The organism is Pseudonocardia sp. McavD-2-B (assembly GCF_024124365.1).
Lineage (GTDB): Bacteria > Actinomycetota > Actinomycetes > Mycobacteriales > Pseudonocardiaceae > Pseudonocardia > Pseudonocardia alni.
The window spans coordinates 1-15100 of sequence record NZ_JAMXSG010000135.1 but is presented as its reverse complement, the minus strand read 5'-3'; the positions used below and the strand labels follow the sequence as shown (position 1 = coordinate 15100).

At 74.5% G+C, this 15100-nt stretch carries 15 protein-coding genes and 1 pseudogene; 13 read left to right on the top strand and 3 right to left on the bottom strand.

What is annotated here, in order from left to right; genetic code table 11:
• A pseudogene (locus tag NH602_RS17990) lies at window positions 1-301 on the bottom strand (DNA-binding protein); the annotation flags it as partial.
• 126 nt (window positions 302-427) lie between these two features.
• Between NH602_RS17990 and NH602_RS17985 the strand changes: the two are divergent.
• Window positions 428-610 carry a hypothetical protein gene (locus NH602_RS17985; protein WP_073576669.1) on the top strand — a complete coding sequence of 61 codons (183 nt, stop codon included), beginning with the start codon at window positions 428-430 and terminating at the stop codon, window positions 608-610.
• 2 nt (window positions 611-612) lie between these two features.
• Window positions 613-1215 carry an NTP transferase domain-containing protein gene (locus tag NH602_RS17980; RefSeq protein ID WP_073576670.1) on the top strand — a complete coding sequence of 201 codons (603 nt, stop codon included), beginning with the start codon at window positions 613-615 and terminating at the stop codon, window positions 1213-1215.
• A gap of 72 nt (window positions 1216-1287) precedes the next feature.
• Here NH602_RS17980 and NH602_RS17975 read toward each other — a convergent pair whose 3' ends face one another.
• Window positions 1288-1893, bottom strand: coding sequence for a transglycosylase family protein (locus NH602_RS17975; RefSeq protein WP_073576671.1), 606 nt, complete (start codon window positions 1891-1893; stop codon window positions 1288-1290).
• A 457-nt stretch (window positions 1894-2350) separates the two neighbouring features.
• On the opposite strand from NH602_RS17975, the gene moaC reads away from it, so the two are divergent.
• Genes moaC through NH602_RS17960 form a run of 3 tightly spaced genes read left to right on the top strand, consistent with a single transcriptional unit; the run spans window position 2351 to window position 3785 of the window.
• Complete coding sequence (moaC, locus tag NH602_RS17970) at window positions 2351-2860, top strand: cyclic pyranopterin monophosphate synthase MoaC (protein ID WP_073576672.1); 510 nt, start codon at window positions 2351-2353, stop codon at window positions 2858-2860.
• The gene (locus NH602_RS17965) at window positions 2857-3339 is read left to right on the top strand and encodes a molybdenum cofactor biosynthesis protein B (RefSeq protein WP_062403845.1); all 483 of its coding nucleotides are present in this window, start codon (window positions 2857-2859) and stop codon (window positions 3337-3339) included. The genes moaC and NH602_RS17965 overlap by 4 nt, the downstream gene beginning before the upstream one ends.
• On the top strand, window positions 3336-3785 hold the full coding sequence (locus NH602_RS17960) for a molybdenum cofactor biosynthesis protein MoaE (RefSeq protein WP_073576674.1): 450 nt from the start codon (window positions 3336-3338) through the stop codon (window positions 3783-3785). Before NH602_RS17965 ends, NH602_RS17960 begins: the two co-directional genes overlap by 4 nt.
• A gap of 156 nt (window positions 3786-3941) precedes the next feature.
• Here NH602_RS17960 and NH602_RS17955 read toward each other — a convergent pair whose 3' ends face one another.
• Window positions 3942-4472 (bottom strand): transglycosylase family protein, encoded by a 531-nt coding sequence (locus tag NH602_RS17955; RefSeq protein WP_253068398.1) that lies wholly within the window; start codon window positions 4470-4472, stop codon window positions 3942-3944.
• A gap of 580 nt (window positions 4473-5052) precedes the next feature.
• On the opposite strand from NH602_RS17955, the gene NH602_RS17950 reads away from it, so the two are divergent.
• The 8 genes from NH602_RS17950 to NH602_RS17910 form a co-directional block, all read left to right on the top strand.
• On the top strand, window positions 5053-5946 hold the full coding sequence (locus tag NH602_RS17950) for an AAA family ATPase (RefSeq protein ID WP_253068397.1): 894 nt from the start codon (window positions 5053-5055) through the stop codon (window positions 5944-5946).
• Between the two features lie 10 nt (window positions 5947-5956).
• Window positions 5957-7138 (top strand): VWA domain-containing protein, encoded by a 1182-nt coding sequence (locus NH602_RS17945; protein WP_253068396.1) that lies wholly within the window; start codon window positions 5957-5959, stop codon window positions 7136-7138.
• The gene (locus tag NH602_RS17940; protein ID WP_253068395.1) at window positions 7131-8246 is read left to right on the top strand and encodes an XdhC/CoxI family protein; all 1116 of its coding nucleotides are present in this window, start codon (window positions 7131-7133) and stop codon (window positions 8244-8246) included. Before NH602_RS17945 ends, NH602_RS17940 begins: the two co-directional genes overlap by 8 nt.
• 248 nt (window positions 8247-8494) lie before the next feature.
• Window positions 8495-9754: an iron-containing alcohol dehydrogenase gene (locus tag NH602_RS17935; protein WP_253068394.1), complete on the top strand. Its 1260-nt coding sequence runs from the start codon at window positions 8495-8497 to the stop codon at window positions 9752-9754.
• Window positions 9755-9776: 22 nt separating this feature from the next.
• Entirely contained in the window at window positions 9777-11159 is a 1383-nt protein-coding gene (locus NH602_RS17930; protein WP_083658814.1) for a GAF domain-containing sensor histidine kinase, read from the top strand.
• Window positions 11156-12082 (top strand): response regulator transcription factor, encoded by a 927-nt coding sequence (locus NH602_RS17925; RefSeq protein ID WP_308292854.1) that lies wholly within the window; start codon window positions 11156-11158, stop codon window positions 12080-12082. The genes NH602_RS17930 and NH602_RS17925 overlap by 4 nt, the downstream gene beginning before the upstream one ends.
• Before the next feature lie 213 nt (window positions 12083-12295).
• Window positions 12296-14089 (top strand): HNH endonuclease signature motif containing protein, encoded by a 1794-nt coding sequence (locus tag NH602_RS17920; protein WP_253068393.1) that lies wholly within the window; start codon window positions 12296-12298, stop codon window positions 14087-14089.
• 570 nt (window positions 14090-14659) lie between these two features.
• On the top strand, window positions 14660-15100 hold a 441-nt coding region (locus tag NH602_RS17910), incomplete at its 3' end, for a hypothetical protein (RefSeq protein WP_253068392.1).

Here is a 15100-nt window from a genome sequence, read left to right as displayed (position 1 = left end):
CCTCGGCGACGGTGGCCGCGTCGACGTCGGCGCCGAGCCAGCCGCGCAGGCCCGCGCCGGGCGTCGTCGCGTCGGCCGGGGTCCGCCAGGCCGTCGCCAGCACCAGCGCGTCCAGCACGGTCAGCGCGACGGTGCCCAGGTCCTCGCAGGCGCGCTGCACCGACGCCCGGATCGAGGCGCGGGTCGCGAGCACGGTGAGGTCGCCGGGGGGCGGGACGGCGAGGTCCGGACGCGCGCGCAGCAGCGCGGCGAGGAACCCGTCGTCCTGCCCGCGCAACCACTCGACCAGGGACGTCTGCATCATCGCCAGGGTAGTCGGACGATCGCGGGCGCACCGGGGCGGACAGCCGCGCCCGCGTCCGCGATACTGGGCACAGGAGACTGCCGCGGTCCCGCCCGGGACCGGACGACGACGCTGGAGGACGCGATGGCCGCCAAGCCCGCGAAGCAGGACCGGATCCACCCGGAGTGGCCGCACTCCGACGAGGGCGACCACCCGGTCACCGAGCTCCTGGGCAGCGTCCAGGGAAACATGTCGCCGTTCGGCGACATCGAGTTCCCGGTCGCCAGCGTGCCCTACGAGCACCCGGTCACCGAGATCAACCGCTGACCGTGGTCGCCGGCCTGTTGCTCGCGGGCGGCGCCGGGCGCCGCATGGGCACCCCGAAGGCGCTGGTCCGACTGCACGGTGAGCCGCTCGCGGTGCGGGCGGTGAAGGCGCTGCAGGCGGGTGGGTGCGGCCCGGTCACCGTCGTGCTCGGCGCCCGCGCCGACGACGTCACCGACGTGCTGCGCGGCGCCGGCCTCGGCACCGACGGCAGTGACGTCGGTGTCGTGGTCGCCGAGGACTGGGACGAGGGCATGGGCGCGTCGCTGCGGCGCGGGCTCGGGTCGCTGACCCACCTGCCCGGCACCGGCGCGGCGCTGGTGCACCTGGTCGACCTGCCGGGCATCGGGCCGGAGGCGATCCGCCGGGTCGTCGACGGCGCCGGGCCGTCGTCGCTGCGGCGCGCCGCGTTCGACGGCGTCCCCGGGCACCCGGTCCTGCTCGGCCGGGACCACTGGTCCGGGGTCGTCGCGCTGTCCTCCGGGGACTCCGGCGCCCGTGACTACCTGGCGGGCCGCTCCGACGTGGAGCTGGTCGAGTGCGGCGACGTCGCCGTCCCGGACGACGTCGACACCCCCGGGCAGCTGCGCCGCCTCGCCGGTACCTGAACCACCGCACCGGCCCCGACACACGTGCGCCCCGGTCCCTCGCGGAGGGACCGGGGCGTCGTCGTGCCGGGATCAGGTGTTGATGACCTGGCCGGGGGTGATCAGGTGCCCGGCGCCGAGGCCCGGGTTCTTGGACAGCAGGTCCTTCCAGTTCGCGATGCCGTGCGCGGCCGCGATCTGTCCCAGCGTGTCGCCGGACTTCACCGTGTAGGTGCCGCCGGACGACGCCGCGGGGGCGCTGGCCTTCACACGCTCCGGGGCCCGGGTGCCGGAGTCGGTCTCCAGGGTCCGCGGCGTGGCGGACCCGGACGCGCCGGTCTTGGACGAGCACGACGGCCAGGCGTTCCAGCCCTGGGCGGCCAGGACCTTCTCGGCGACGGCGATCTGCTGGGCCCGGGTGGCCTGGTGCGCCGACGTGGCGTACTCGCCGCCGCCGTAGGCCTTCCAGGTGCTCGGGCTGAACTGCAGGCCGCCGTAGTACCCGTTGCCGGTGTTCGCGGCCCAGTTCCCGGTGCTCTCGCAGTGTGCGAGGGAGTCCCAGGTGGAGTCGGTGGCGGCGTTCGCGGTGCCCACGACCGCCAGCATCGGGGCGCCGAGGACGGCACCGGCGACGGCGGTCCGGGCGATCGTGCGGCCGGCGGTGCTCGGTTTGCGGTGTTTCCCACGGTAACGAGGCATGGCTGGCTCTCCCGCGTGACGCGTCCCGAACCGCACCCGGGGAGTGGGTGCCCGTTCCGGCGGCCGGGGGAGCGGCCACCGATCCGTCTGTCGATCGGCCCTGTCCCACACCGATACCTCGGGGGCCGGTGGACCGCCGGACAGGGAGCGTTGCGGCACCGGAGCCCGGCCGCATGGGGGAGTCGGCCGAGCCGGGATCGAAGGTAGGTCACGTCAGGACGACGCGAAAGTCGACGGCGACACGGCGTGGCGTCGGACGTACCGGACACATGATGTTCGGGCAATGCGTTTGCGCAGGTGACGAGCCCCGATCACGAACGAGAAACGTTCGTGCAAACAGTGCGATCGGTCCACAAACGTGATACAGATCACAGCGACTAGGCCATCCGGGGGCCCCGGCCCGTGCACACGGAGTGGCGGGGGCCGCCCTACCGGCGCCCCCCGTACTGTCGGGGTCGTGACCACCGAGCACAACCGGCCCGGCCCCGCGCTCAGCCACGTCGACGACGCCGGGGCGGCCCGGATGGTCGACGTCTCCGACAAGCCGCCCGGCCGCCGCGCCGCCGTCGCGACCGGGACCGTGCACACCACGGCCGAGGTCGTGCACCTGCTGGAGACCGACGGCCTCCCCAAGGGCGACGCGCTCGCCACCGCCCGCATCGCCGGGATCATGGGCGCCAAGCGCACCCCGGACCTCGTCCCGCTCTGCCACCCGATCGCGATCAGCGGGGTGACGCTGGACCTGACCCCGGCCACCGACGGCGACGCCGGCCGGGTCGCCATCCGCGCCGAGGTCCGCACCACCGACCGCACCGGGGTGGAGATGGAGGCGCTGACCGCGGTCGCCGTCGCCGGGCTCACCCTGCACGACATGATCAAGGCCGTGGACCCGGCCGCCGTGCTCGACGCCGTGCGCGTCGAGCGCAAGGAGGGCGGCAAGACCGGGCTGTGGGAGCGCGGGGCATGACCGCCGCGCGCACCGCCCGGGTCGTCACCGCGTCCAACCGGGCCGCGGCGGGCGTCTACACCGACCGCGGCGGGCCGCCGATCGTCGCCTGGCTGCGCGAGCGCGGCTACGACACCCCGGACCCGGTCGTCGTGCCGGACGGCGAGCCGGTCGGGCAGGCACTGCGGGCGGCCGTCGCCGACGGGGTCGCGGTCGTCGTCACCACCGGGGGCACCGGCATCTCCCCCACCGACGCCACCCCCGAGGTCACCCGGGCCGTGCTCGACCACGAGATCCCGGGCCTGGCGGACGCGATCCGCCGCGCCGGGGAGGAGAAGGTGCCCACCGCAGTGCTCTCCCGCGGCCTGGCCGGGGTCGCGGGCCGCACCCTGATCGTCAACCTGCCCGGCTCCCCGGGCGGAGTGAAGGACGGCCTCGGCGTGCTCGCCGGGGTCCTCGACCACGCGGTCGACCAGCTGCACGGAGGAGACCACCGATGACCGATCCCGCGACCACGCGGACCGCGACGGTCCTGCGTGCGGCCGTCGGCGAGGAGCCGCTCGACGTCGACGAGCACGCCCGCCTGGTCGAGCACGCCGCGGCCGGCGCGGTCGTCACCTTCGCCGGCGTCGTGCGCGACCACGACGGCGGGAAGTCGGTGCACGGGCTGGAGTACAGCGCGCACCCGACGGCCGCCCGGATCGTCACCGAGGTCGCCGAGCAGGTGGCCGCACGCTCCCCCGGCGTCCGGGCGCTCGCGGTCAGCCACCGGGTCGGCCCGCTCGACATCGGCGAGGTCGCCCTCGCCTGCGCCGTCGCCGCCGAGCACCGCCGTGAGGCGTTCACCGCCTGCGCCGAGCTCGTCGACGAGGTGAAGCGGCTGCTGCCGGTCTGGAAGCACCAGCGGTTCGCCGACGGCTCCGACGAGTGGGTCAACTCGACCTGAGCCCGGCCGCGCACCCCGGAACGACGGAACGGCCCGGGTCCGCCTCCCCGCGAGGGGGAGGGGGACCCGGGCCGTCGTCCGCCGGGGCGGGTGCTGGGGACACCGCGCACCCCGTGTCGTCCGTCCCGGATGGCGGTCCGGGGACGGTCGGCGGGATCAGCCGAGGTTCAGGACCTGGCCGACGCTGATCGCGTTCACGTTGCCGATGCCGTTCGCGGCGGCCAGCGCGGCGACGGAGGTGCCGTTCGCGGCGGCGATCTTCCCGAGGGTGTCGCCCGACTTCACCGTGTAACCGCCGGCGGCCGGGGCGGCCGCCTTCTTCTTCGGCGCCGAGGCGGCCGGGGCCGACGCCTTCACACGCTTGCTGGTGTCGGCCGAGTGGCCGGTGATGCCCAGCTTCTTCGAGCAGGACGGCCAGGCGCCCCAGCCCTGAGCGGCCAGCACCTTCTCGGCGACGGCGATCTGCTCGGCGCGGCTCGCGTTGTACGCCGAGCCCTGGCCGCCGTAGGCGGACCAGGTGGACGGCGAGAACTGCAGCCCACCGTGGTACCCGTTACCCGTGTTGATCGACCAGTTCCCGCCGCTCTCGCACTCGGCGAGCTGGTCCCAGACGCTGTCCGGGGCGGCGTTGGCGGTACCGGCGATCGCAGCCGTCGCGCCGACCGCGACGACACCCGCCGCAGCCATGCGCAGGAGACTTCGGCCCTTGGGTCCCTTGGTCATTGTTCCGCTCCCACCGCGCCGTCCCGAGGACACGCACACTCCGCGCAGGAGGTCCCCAGGGCACAGAGGTGTGCCCACCGTGTCGTCGCGGGTGCGTCGATCGGGACCGGGGAGCGACGTCCATGACGCCCGCGGAGGTGGTCTCTCTCGTCCCCGTCCCGTTCCGTTTCCTCGACGGACCGGACAGCCGCGGGACGGGGGTGGTTCGGCGCGGCGGGTCCGGATGTGTGACTCGTTCAGGCGGCCGCTCCGGTGGACCGGCCGACGAGAAAGGTGAATGCGCGGAAAGAATTCGTCAATGAAGGGGCCCGTGAGCGGAATCACTGTGACAACGATGTAATTATCAGATTCTCCCTAAACGCACTGGTCAACGACGTCACATCACGGACCTATCACGTGGTCGTGAACATTTCTGATCCGGAAGCAACTCGAACCTTCCGGGGGCCTCGTTCGTCGTCACGGGGAGGTCCCGGACCCGCCCGCGTGGGGAGGAGGGACCCTCCTGCTGTGGCCGCGTTCACCGCTCGTCCTGCATGCTGGTTCGGTGAACGAACCTGCACCCGGCCCCGGGAGCCCGGCCGAGCTCGCCGACGCGCTGCGCGCGACCGGCTACCTCGCCGACGACGGTCTCGCGACGGCGGCCTTCCTCGCCCTGCGCATGAACCGTCCGCTCTTCTGCGAGGGCGAGCCGGGGACCGGCAAGACCGCGCTGGCCCAGGCACTGGCCGCCACGCTGGACGCACCGCTCATCCGCCTGCAGTGTCACGACGGAATCGACGCCGGTCAGGCCCTGTACGACTGGGACTTCCCCCGCCAGCTGCTGCACCTGCGCACCCTGGAGGCCGCGAGCGGGCGCGACGGGTTCGATCCGGACACCGTCGAGGCCGGCCTCTACGACGAGCGCTTCCTGCTGTCCCGCCCGATCCTGCAGGCGCTGCGCACCAGCCCGTCGGTGCTGCTCATCGACGAGATCGACCGCGCCGACGACGAGTTCGAGGCCTTCCTGCTGGAGGTCCTCACCGAGCACGCGGTGACCATCCCCGAGCTCGGGGAGGTGCGCGCCACGACGCCACCGGTCGTCGTCCTCACCTCGAACCGGACGCGCGAGGTGCACGACGCGCTCAAGCGGCGCTGCCTCTATCTCTGGCTGGAGCACCCGAACATCGAGCGCGAGATCGAGATCCTGCACAGCAGGGTGCCCGAGGTGCCCGAGCGCCTCGCCGCGTCGGTCGCGCGGGCCGTGCAGAAGCTGCGCCACGCCGACCTGATCAAGCCCCCGGGTGTCGCGGAGACCCTGGACTGGGCCCGGGCGTTGCAGCTGATCGGTGCCCGGCACCTGGATCCGGAGTCGGCGGCGCGCACCCTCGGCGCCGTCCTCAAGTACCGGGAGGACGCCGACCGGGTCCACAAGCAGCTCGACACCCTGCTGGCGTCCTGACCCGGCCGCGATGACCGTCCCCCCGAGCCCGTCCCCGGCGGCCCCGCCACGGCCGCCCGCGGCGGAGCCCACCGGCACCACCGACGAGCTGTTGACCGGATTCGTCGGGTTCACCGAGGTCCTGCGCGCGGCGGGGGTCCCGGTCACCCAGGACCGGGTGACCGCCTACCTGCAGGCGCTCGACACCCTGGAGGTCACCGACCGGGACCAGGCGTACTGGGCCGGCCGGCTGACGCTGTGCGCCGACCCCGACGACATCGTCCGGTACGACCTGGCGTTCCCGTCCTGGTTCGAGCCGACCAGCAACCGCCCGTCGAGCAACCGCGACGACCGCCCGCCCGCACCGCCGAAGCTGGCCGCGCTGCTGCCCGGCAGCGAGGGCGGAGAGGACGACTCCGACGACACCGACGGCCCGCAGATCAAGGCCGCCGCGACCGGCGCGGAGATCCTGCGCAACCGCGACCTCGGGGAGCTCTCCCCCGCCGAGCGCGAGCACCTGCGCCGGCTGATGACCCTGCTGAAGCCGGAGCCGCCGACCCGGGCGTCGCGGCGCCGCAGGCGCAACCGGCACGGGGAGGCCGACCCGCAGCGCACGTTGCGCGCGGCGCTGCGCAACCAGGGCGAGATCTTCCGGCTGGCCCGGCGCGACACCTCGCGCCGGCCGCGCAAGGTCGTGCTGCTGATCGACGTCTCGGGGTCGATGGAGCCCTACGCGGACGCGCTGATGCGCTTCGCCCACGTCGTCGTCCGTCGCTCGCCGCGCTCGGTCGAGGCGTTCACCCTGGGCACCCGGCTCACCCGCATCACCCGTGAGCTGCGGCTGCGCGACCCCGAGCACGCGCTGCGCGCCGCGGGCAGGGCCATCCCGGACTGGTCGGGCGGCACCCGGCTGGGCGAGGTGCTGCAGGCCTTCGTCGACCGCTGGGGACGCCGCGGTGCGGCCCGGCGGGCGGTCGTGGTCGTCTTCTCCGACGGCTGGGAGCGCGGCGGCACCGAGCTGCTCGGCACACAGGCCGAGCAGCTGTCCCGGCTGGCCCACCGGCTGATCTGGGTCAACCCGCACGCGGGCAAGGACGGCTACGCCCCGGTCCAGGGGGGAATAGTCGCGGCCCTTCCGCACTTGGACGACCTGCTGGCCGGGCACAGCCTGGACACGCTGGAGAAACTGCTCGAGGTGGTGCGCAATGCGTGACGTGATCGACCAGCTCGAAGGCTGGTGGAAGAACGGCGAGCCGGCCGCGCTCGCGACGGTGGTCGGGACCTTCCGGTCCGCACCGCGCCAGCCGGGGGCATCGATGCTCGTCGGCCCGGCGGGCGAGGCCGTCGGCTCGGTCTCGGGCGGCTGCGTCGAGGGCGCGGTCTACGAGCTCGGGCAGCAGGTCCTGTCCGAGGAACGACCGGTGCTGCAGCGCTACGGCGTCTCCGACGACGACGCGTTCGCCGTCGGCCTGACCTGCGGCGGCATTCTCGACATCTTCGTGGAGAAGGTGACCCCGGAGACCTACGCACAGCTCGGCCGGATCGCCGAGGCGATCCGCGACGAGGACCCGGTCGCGGTGGCCACGGTCGTCGCGGGCCCCTCGGAACTGCTCGGCAGGCGCCTGATCGTCTGGCCGGACCGGACCGAGGGCGGCACCGGCTCGGACCGGATCGACGACGCCGTACGCGACGACGTCCGCGGTCTGCTCGACTCCGGCCGCAACGCGACGCTGACCTACGGCGTCCACGGCGAGCGACGCGGGGAGGGTCTGCAGATCTTCGTCGAGTCCTTCGCGCCGCCGCCCCGCATGATCGTGTTCGGGGCGATCGACTTCGCCGCCGCGGTGGCCCGGATGGGCACCTTCCTCGGCTTCCGGGTGACCGTCTGCGACGCCCGTCCGGTGTTCGCGACCGCGAGCCGCTTCCCGGGGGCCAACGAGGTCGTGGTCGAGTGGCCGCACCGGTACCTGCAGGCCGAGGCCGACGCGGGCCGGATCAACCAGCGCACCGCGCTGTGCGTGCTCACCCACGACCCGAAGTTCGACGTGCCGTTGCTGGAGGTCGCGCTGCGGCTGCCCGAGGTCGGCTACATCGGGGCGATGGGCTCGCGGCGCACCCACGACGACCGGCTCGAGCGTCTGCGCGAGCGGGGCGTGACCGAGACCGAGATCGCGAAGATGTCGTCGCCGATCGGGCTGGACCTGGGGGCCCGTACCCCGGAGGAGACCGCGGTGTCGATCGCCGCGGAGATGATCGCCCAGCACTGGGGCGGCGAGGGCATCCGGTTGGCCGAACGCGAGGGGCCCATCCACGCGTCCTGACCTCCTCCGCTTTCGGCCAGGCCGGAGCCGGTCGACGACCCGGCTCCGACCTGCGGATCGGCGCGCCGTCCGCCGATCGAGGGGGTCGCGGGACAGGGTGTCCCTGTACCGTGGGCCACACGCTCGTGACAGATCCGCTCGCCGTCGTCGAGTGGTGAGTCGACAACGCGCAGCAGCAGGAGGAGGGCAACGTGGTCCTCACCGGTTCGGCCGGTCCCGTCGCCCCTGACCACGGGCATCGCGGAACCGTGCGACGGGAGACCGTTCTCGTGCTCGACGGGGAGACCGGCACGTCCGGCGCCGACGAGGGTTACACCGTTCGCGCGGCGCACCGCCCGCGGGAGCGGCCGCGGCTGTCCAAGTTCCACGCCCCGGAGATCGTCTTCGGGACGGACTCGCTGCCCGAGACCGCGCACGCCGCACTGCGGCTCGGTGCGCGCCGGCCGTTCGTCGTCACCGACCCGGGGGTGACCGAGGCCGGGTGGCCCGCCGAGCTGCTGCGCCACCTGCGCGCCGCGGGCCTGCGCCCGCAGCTGTGGAACGAGATCACCCCGAATCCGAAGGACCACGAGATCCAGGCCGGGTTCGAGCGCTACGAGAGCTCCGGCTGCGACGTGGTGATCGGCGTCGGCGGCGGCTCGGTGATCGACGCCGCGAAGGGAGTCGCCCTGCTCGCGGCCAACGGCGGCACGATCCTCGACTACGAGGGCATCGACCGCATCGCCAACCCGATCCCGCCGCTGGTGATGGTGCCGTCGACCTCGGGCACCGGCGCCGACGTCTCCCAGTTCTGCATCATCACCGACACGGCTCGCCTGACCAAGATCACAATCATGGGCCGGGCCCTGGTCCCGGACGTCTCGGTGATCGACCCGCGGCTGCTCGTCACCATGCCGGACTGGCTCAACGCCGCGACCGGCCTGGACGCGCTCACCCACGGCATCGAGGCGTTCGTGTCGCTGGCCCACGGCCCGCTGACCGACACCCACGCGCTGCACGCGGTCGCGCTCGTCCACGCCAACCTGCCGACCACGATGATCCGCCGCCACGACGACGGCCCCCGCACCGCGATGGCGCAGGCCGCGCTCGAGGCGGGCCTGGCGTTCACGAACGCGATCCTCGGCGCCACCCACGCCATGAGCCACCAGGTCGGCGGCATGCTCGATCTGCCGCACGGCCTGATCAACGGGGTGCTGCTGCCACACGTGATCCGGTTCAACGGTTCGGCCTCCGACGCCGACGCGGCGCGCTTCGTCCCGATCGCCCAGGCCATGGGGCTGCCCGCCCGGCCGGGGATGCCCGGCGACGAGGCCGTGGACATGGTCGCGACCGAGGTCCGCAAGCTGGCCGACGAGGTCGGCGTCCCGACCGGGCTCGCCGCGATCGGGGTGCGCGAGGCCGACGTCCCGCGGCTGTCCCGGCTCACCCTCGGCGACGCCTGCCTGACCACCAACCCGCGCACGGCGAGCGTGGAGCAGATCGAGAACCTGTTCCGGGAAGCGCTGTGACGCCCGCACGGAGGCCCTCGCGGTGACCGCCGCCGCCCGCTTCCCGCGCCGCCGCACACCCGCACCGCCCTCGTCGCCGGCCGCCGGGGGCCGGGCCCGCCCCGATCTCGACCAGCTCACCGGCCTGCGGACGGGCAAGCCGTCGTTCTACCCGGAGTACCGTGAGGGGGCCGAGCGGCTGCGCCGGGTCATCCTCGCGCTGGACCGGATCTCGGCCGCGCTGGTCCGCACGATGGAGGGTTCCGAGGCGCTGGTGCGCGCGGTCGCCGACGCGGCCGCCGACCACCTGTCGGCGGACTGGGTGGTGCTCGGGCTCGTCGACGGCGAGCTGCCCGACGCCGCGCCGCGGCACATCGTTCTCGGGCCGGACGGGGTCGAGTGGGCCGACCTGGGGTCGGTGCCCGAGCGCGTGCGCCGGCACGTGGAGCGGCTGCACGCCGGTGACGGCCATCACCACCACCACGAGGACGACCCGCGTCCCCGGCACCTGCACGTCCCGATCCGGCTCGACGGACGCACCGTCGGCGGGTTCGTCGCGTGGACGCCGCCGGAACGGCACATCGACGACACCGACCACTCGGTGCTGCGCATCCTGGCCGGTCAGACGGCGTCGGCGCTGCAGAACTGCGCGCTGCTGGAGCGGGCCGAGCGGCTGCACGCGCGCACCGCGGCCCAGGCCGAGGACCTGCGCGTCCGCAACGACGAGCTGATGCTCACCCAGCAGGCGCTCGGGGCGGCCCGCCAGCGGGAGGTCCTCGACAACGAGCGGCACCGCATCGCCCGCGAGCTGCACGACAGCGTCACCCAGTACGCCCTGTCGGCCGGGATGCACATCGAGCTGTGCCGGTCGGAGATCACCGAGCCGGTCCTGCTCCAGCACCTCGACACGGCCAAGGACCTGACCCGGCGCGCCGTCGAGCAGCTGCGGTCGGCGATCTACGCGCTCAACGACGACGACCACGCCGACAAGGACCTGCCCTCGATGCTGCGGCAGCTGTCCACCGTGCACATGCCCGACGAGCTGCGGGTCGAGGTGACGATCGGCGGGGCCCCGGTGCCGCTGCCGCACGAGCACGAGCAGTCGCTGTTCCGGATCGCCGGCGAGGCGTTGTTCAACACGGCGATGCACGCGTCGGCCTCACGGGCGGTGGTGCGACTGGCCTACGCCGACGGCCGCGTCCGCCTGTCGATCTCCGACGACGGCGGCGCCTCCCCCGAGCAGATCCGCCGCACGCTGCGTGCGGCGTCGGTCCGCGGCCCCTCCGGGGAGCACCGCGGCCTCGTGAACATGGACGCCCGCGCCCGCGAGATGGGCGGGACCCTGCGGTTCCGCCGCTCGCGGATCGGTGGGCTGCAGGTGCAGGTGGACGTCCCGATCGGGGCGCCGGGGAAGGAGCTCGGATGAGCAGCGGCACACGGACCGCCCCGGGCGGTCCCGGGTACGTCACCGGCGGCACCGCCCGGGGCCGCGTCGTCACGGACGCCCGCAGCGGCGGCGGACCGGATGCCCGCGGCGGAGCCGGTGTCGGCGCGCGCGGCCCCGGCCACGGCGGTGGTCACAGCGGTGGTCACGGCATCCCCGGTCAGGCGGGCCCCGGGCAGGGCGGCGGGAACGCGCCGGGCGGCGGGATGCACGGGTCCGGTGGGACCGCCGCGACCCGCACCGGTCCCGGTCCCGCGGGAGTCGCGGCGCGGCCGATCCGGATCGTGCTGGTCGACGACCACTCGATCATGCGCCAGGGGCTGCGCGCGGTACTGGAGCGCGAGGACGACCTGCGCATCGTGGGCGAGGCGGGCAGCGCACCGGAGGCGTTCGCCGCCGTCGCGACCGGCCGGCCGCAGGTGGTGCTGCTCGACCTCAAGCTGGCGTCCGGCCCGCAGACCGACGGTCTCGAGGTCTGCCGCAAGCTGTGCGCCGACCACCCCGGCATCGGGGTGCTGGTGCTGACGACCTTCGCCGAGGACCGCCTCGTCGTCGAGTCGGTGCAGGCCGGCGCCCGCGGCTACGTGGTGAAGGACGTCGACACCACCGAGCTCGTCCGTGCCATCCGCGCGGTGTCCCGCGGAGAGAGCGCGTTCGACGCCCGGTCCGCGTCGGCGATGGTGCGGTCGCTGTCCGGCGGGATGCCCGACCGGGAACGGCTGACCGACCGTGAGCTGGACGTGCTCCGCCTGCTGGCCCGGGGGCTGTCCAACCGCGCGATCGGCGCCGAGCTGTTCATCTCCGAGACGACGGTCAAGTTCCACGTCGGCAACCTGATGCGCAAGCTGATGGTGTCGCGTCGCGCCGAGGCGGTCTACGCGGCCACCAAGCTCGGCCTCCTCTGACCTCGATGTCCCCGGCCACGCCTCTCCGCCCGGCACGGCGGCACGGCGGGAGGGTGCGTGCGAGGCGAGGGGGCGTCGTCGACGATTCCGGATCGCGTTCCGCGGAACGCGATCGCCCCGGTCTGCGCCGGATCCCACCGTCGGTGTGGACCGGAACTGTCGGACCCACCCGGCACACTCCTGTCGAACGCACGTTCGACGAAGGAGGGCTCCGTGCCGACCTCCACCCCCACGACCACGCCCGCCGGTGAACTGAGCCTGCCGGATCTCGAGTCCGAACTCCTCGGTCTCGCCGGCCACATCGCCGCCGCCGAGTGCCGGTTCCTGCGCCTGCTCGCCGAGTTCGACGACCGCGGCGGCTGGTGCGGCGTCGGCGTCCGGTCCTGCGCCCACTGGCTGACCTGGCGGGCGGGGATGAGCCTGCGCACCGCGACCGAGCACCTGCGGGTAGCGCACGCACTGACCCGGCTGCCCCGGATCACCGAGGCGTTCGCGGCCGGCCGGATCTCCTACTCCAAGGTCCGGGCCGTCACCCGCCTCGTCGGCGCGGACGACGCGGTCCTCGACCGCATGGCCGCCGCTGCTCCGCCGGCCACCGCCACGGAGCCGCTCCGGCGCCCAGGTCGCGACCCCGACGACGACTCCGGCGGGGCATCGGTCGACTGCGCATCACGGGGAGGGCCTGGTGACACCGTCCGGGGAGCGGGAGACGCGTCCGACACGGGCACGGACCGCAGCGCCGGAGACGTCGACGGCCCCGGAACGGGCGCCGGATCCGACCTGTCGGACGCCGGGAGGACGGAAAGAGCCACCACGTCACCCGCCGGACGCGGGGACACCGGTGCGCGGGACGGCACGGGGAGCCGGTCGGTCGCCGTCGCCGCTCCGGAGCCGCTCGGGGACACCGAGCCGGACGATCCTCCGCTGGCCGCAGCCGGGCCGGACGCCGAGCAGGTGCTCCTGGACCTGGCGCTCGGCGGGACCGCGAGCCATGTCGAGACCGTCGTCCGCGCGGTCCGCCGCCGCTGCGCGCCGCCGCGCGACGTCGCCGCCCGGCGCGGGGTGAGCTGGCACCACGACGTCGACGGGTCCCTGGTCGTACGGGCCCGGCTCACTCCCGAGGACGGCGCCCTCCTGGTCGCCGCGATCGAGGCCGGGGTCGCCACCGCACGCCCGGCTCCCGCCGGCCACACCGCCCCGCCCGGCGACGAGGACACCGACGATCCGGCCGCACGTGAGGGGCGACGGTCGGGATGGGACGGGCCCGATCCGCACGAACAGGCCCGCCGCACGGAGGAACAGACACCGGGCGCCGTCGTCGACACCCTGGCCGCCCGGCGGGCCGACGCCCTGCTGGACCTGGTCGTCCGCGGGCCGGGAGCGGCCGGAGCCGCGGTGGTCGAGCGGGGTGCGGCGCGGGTGACGGTCGTCGTCGACGCGGGGACCGGCACCGCGCGCCTCGCCGGCGGCCCCGAGATCGCCGCGAGCACCGCCGAGCGCCTGGCCTGCGACGCCCGGGCCCGGGTGCTGCTCACCGACCGCGCCGCGAACCGGATGTACCTCGGCCGGAGCAGGCGCCTGGCGAGCCCGGCGCAGATCGCCGCCCTGACCGCCGACGGCGGCGGTTGCTGCCGGTTCCCGGGGTGCCACCACACACGCCACCTGCACGCCCACCACGTCCGGCACTGGCTGCGGGGCGGGCCGACGGACGTCGACAACCTGGTCCTGCTCTGCTCGTTCCACCACCGGCTGGTGCACGATCACGGCTACCTGGTCCTGCGCCCACCCGGCGAGGACTGGCTGTTCCACCGGCCCGACGGCACTGCCGTCGAGGCCACGGGCAGACCGCTGGACGGCAGCGCCGAGTCCCTCGTCGAACGGAACACGCGGGCCCGGCTGCGGATCGATCGCAGCACCCTCACCCCGGACTGGTACGGCGACCGGCTCGACCCCGAGCCGATCCTCGACGCCCTGCTCCCGCCCGGCACGACGGCCGCCGCGGCCTGAACCCCGCAGGTCCTCCGCCGGGCGACCGAGCACCCACACGGCCGGAAGAGGACGCGGGCCACAGCGCACCGGCCGGTGGGAGACCGCCGGAGACCGGCGCGGAACCGGTGGGCGGGAGGACGGACCGCGTTCCGCGGAACGCGACGTCGGCCTGCCCACCCAGCATCCACGCCCGGACCGGCCTGCGCCTTCGTGACCGGCCCGGTCAGCGCGTCGCCTGGACGGTGACACCCAGTGGCACATCGGGGAGGCCGTCGGTCACGTGCCACTCGCCGTCGTCGTCCTCGGCCATCCGGCCGGGCAGGGCCTCCCAGGGGACGGCCCGGTGCTCGGTGAGACCGGACAGCGTCGGTCCCTGGTCGAGGAGCGCGGTGACGATCTCACCGAGGCCGTGGTTCCACTCGTGGGATCGGCGACGAGTGCGTCCACGCCGTAGTCGGGGCTCTGCGCGTGCAGCGGGGCGCGGTCGTCCCAGGAGGCGCGGTCGAGGGAGAGCGAACGGTCCACCCGCCGGCAGAGCACGGGCGGGCCGCGGGGACGAGCGGTTTCCGGTCCCGGTAGACAGGTCCGATGCGCTGGTACGCCGAACGCCCCGACCGGATCGCCCGCCAGGTCGTCGCCGACGTCGTCGCGCTGCTGTGGACGGTCCTCGCCGTCACCGCCGGCGTGGCCGTGCACGACGGGTTGTCCGCGCTGCGTGGGCCCGGAGACTCGCTGGTCGCCGCGGGCGGACGGGTCTCCGACACCTTCACCGGCGTCGCCGGGGCGGTCGGTTCGATCCCGTTCATCGGGTCCGACCTGGCCCGCGCGCTGGATCCGGCCGCGGGGGCGGGCACCGAGCTCGTCGCGGCGGGGCGGGAGTTCGGCGACGCCGTCGGCACCCTCGCGACGGGGGCGCTGGTCGTCGTCCCGCTGGTGATGCTGCTGCCGGTGCTGCTCGGCTGGCTGCCGCTGCGGCTGCGCTACGCCCGGCGGGCCGGTGCCGCCGTCGCGGCGCGGACCGCCGCGCCG

Excerpts from the sequence above, each read along its gene's own strand:
- NH602_RS17985 (WP_073576669.1), top strand. The coding sequence starts at position 428 with ATGGCCGCCAAGCCCGCGAAGCAGGACCGGATCCACCCGGAGTGGCCG.
- NH602_RS17975 (WP_073576671.1), bottom strand. The coding sequence starts at position 1,893 with ATGCCTCGTTACCGTGGGAAACACCGCAAACCGAGCACCGCCGGCCGC.
- NH602_RS17965 (WP_062403845.1), top strand. The coding sequence starts at position 2,857 with ATGACCGCCGCGCGCACCGCCCGGGTCGTCACCGCGTCCAACCGGGCC.
- NH602_RS17960 (WP_073576674.1), top strand. The coding sequence starts at position 3,336 with ATGACCGATCCCGCGACCACGCGGACCGCGACGGTCCTGCGTGCGGCC.
- NH602_RS17955 (WP_253068398.1), bottom strand. The coding sequence starts at position 4,472 with ATGGCTGCGGCGGGTGTCGTCGCGGTCGGCGCGACGGCTGCGATCGCC.
- NH602_RS17945 (WP_253068396.1), top strand. The coding sequence starts at position 5,957 with ATGACCGTCCCCCCGAGCCCGTCCCCGGCGGCCCCGCCACGGCCGCCC.
- NH602_RS17940 (WP_253068395.1), top strand. The coding sequence starts at position 7,131 with ATGCGTGACGTGATCGACCAGCTCGAAGGCTGGTGGAAGAACGGCGAG.
- NH602_RS17925 (WP_308292854.1), top strand. The coding sequence starts at position 11,156 with ATGAGCAGCGGCACACGGACCGCCCCGGGCGGTCCCGGGTACGTCACC.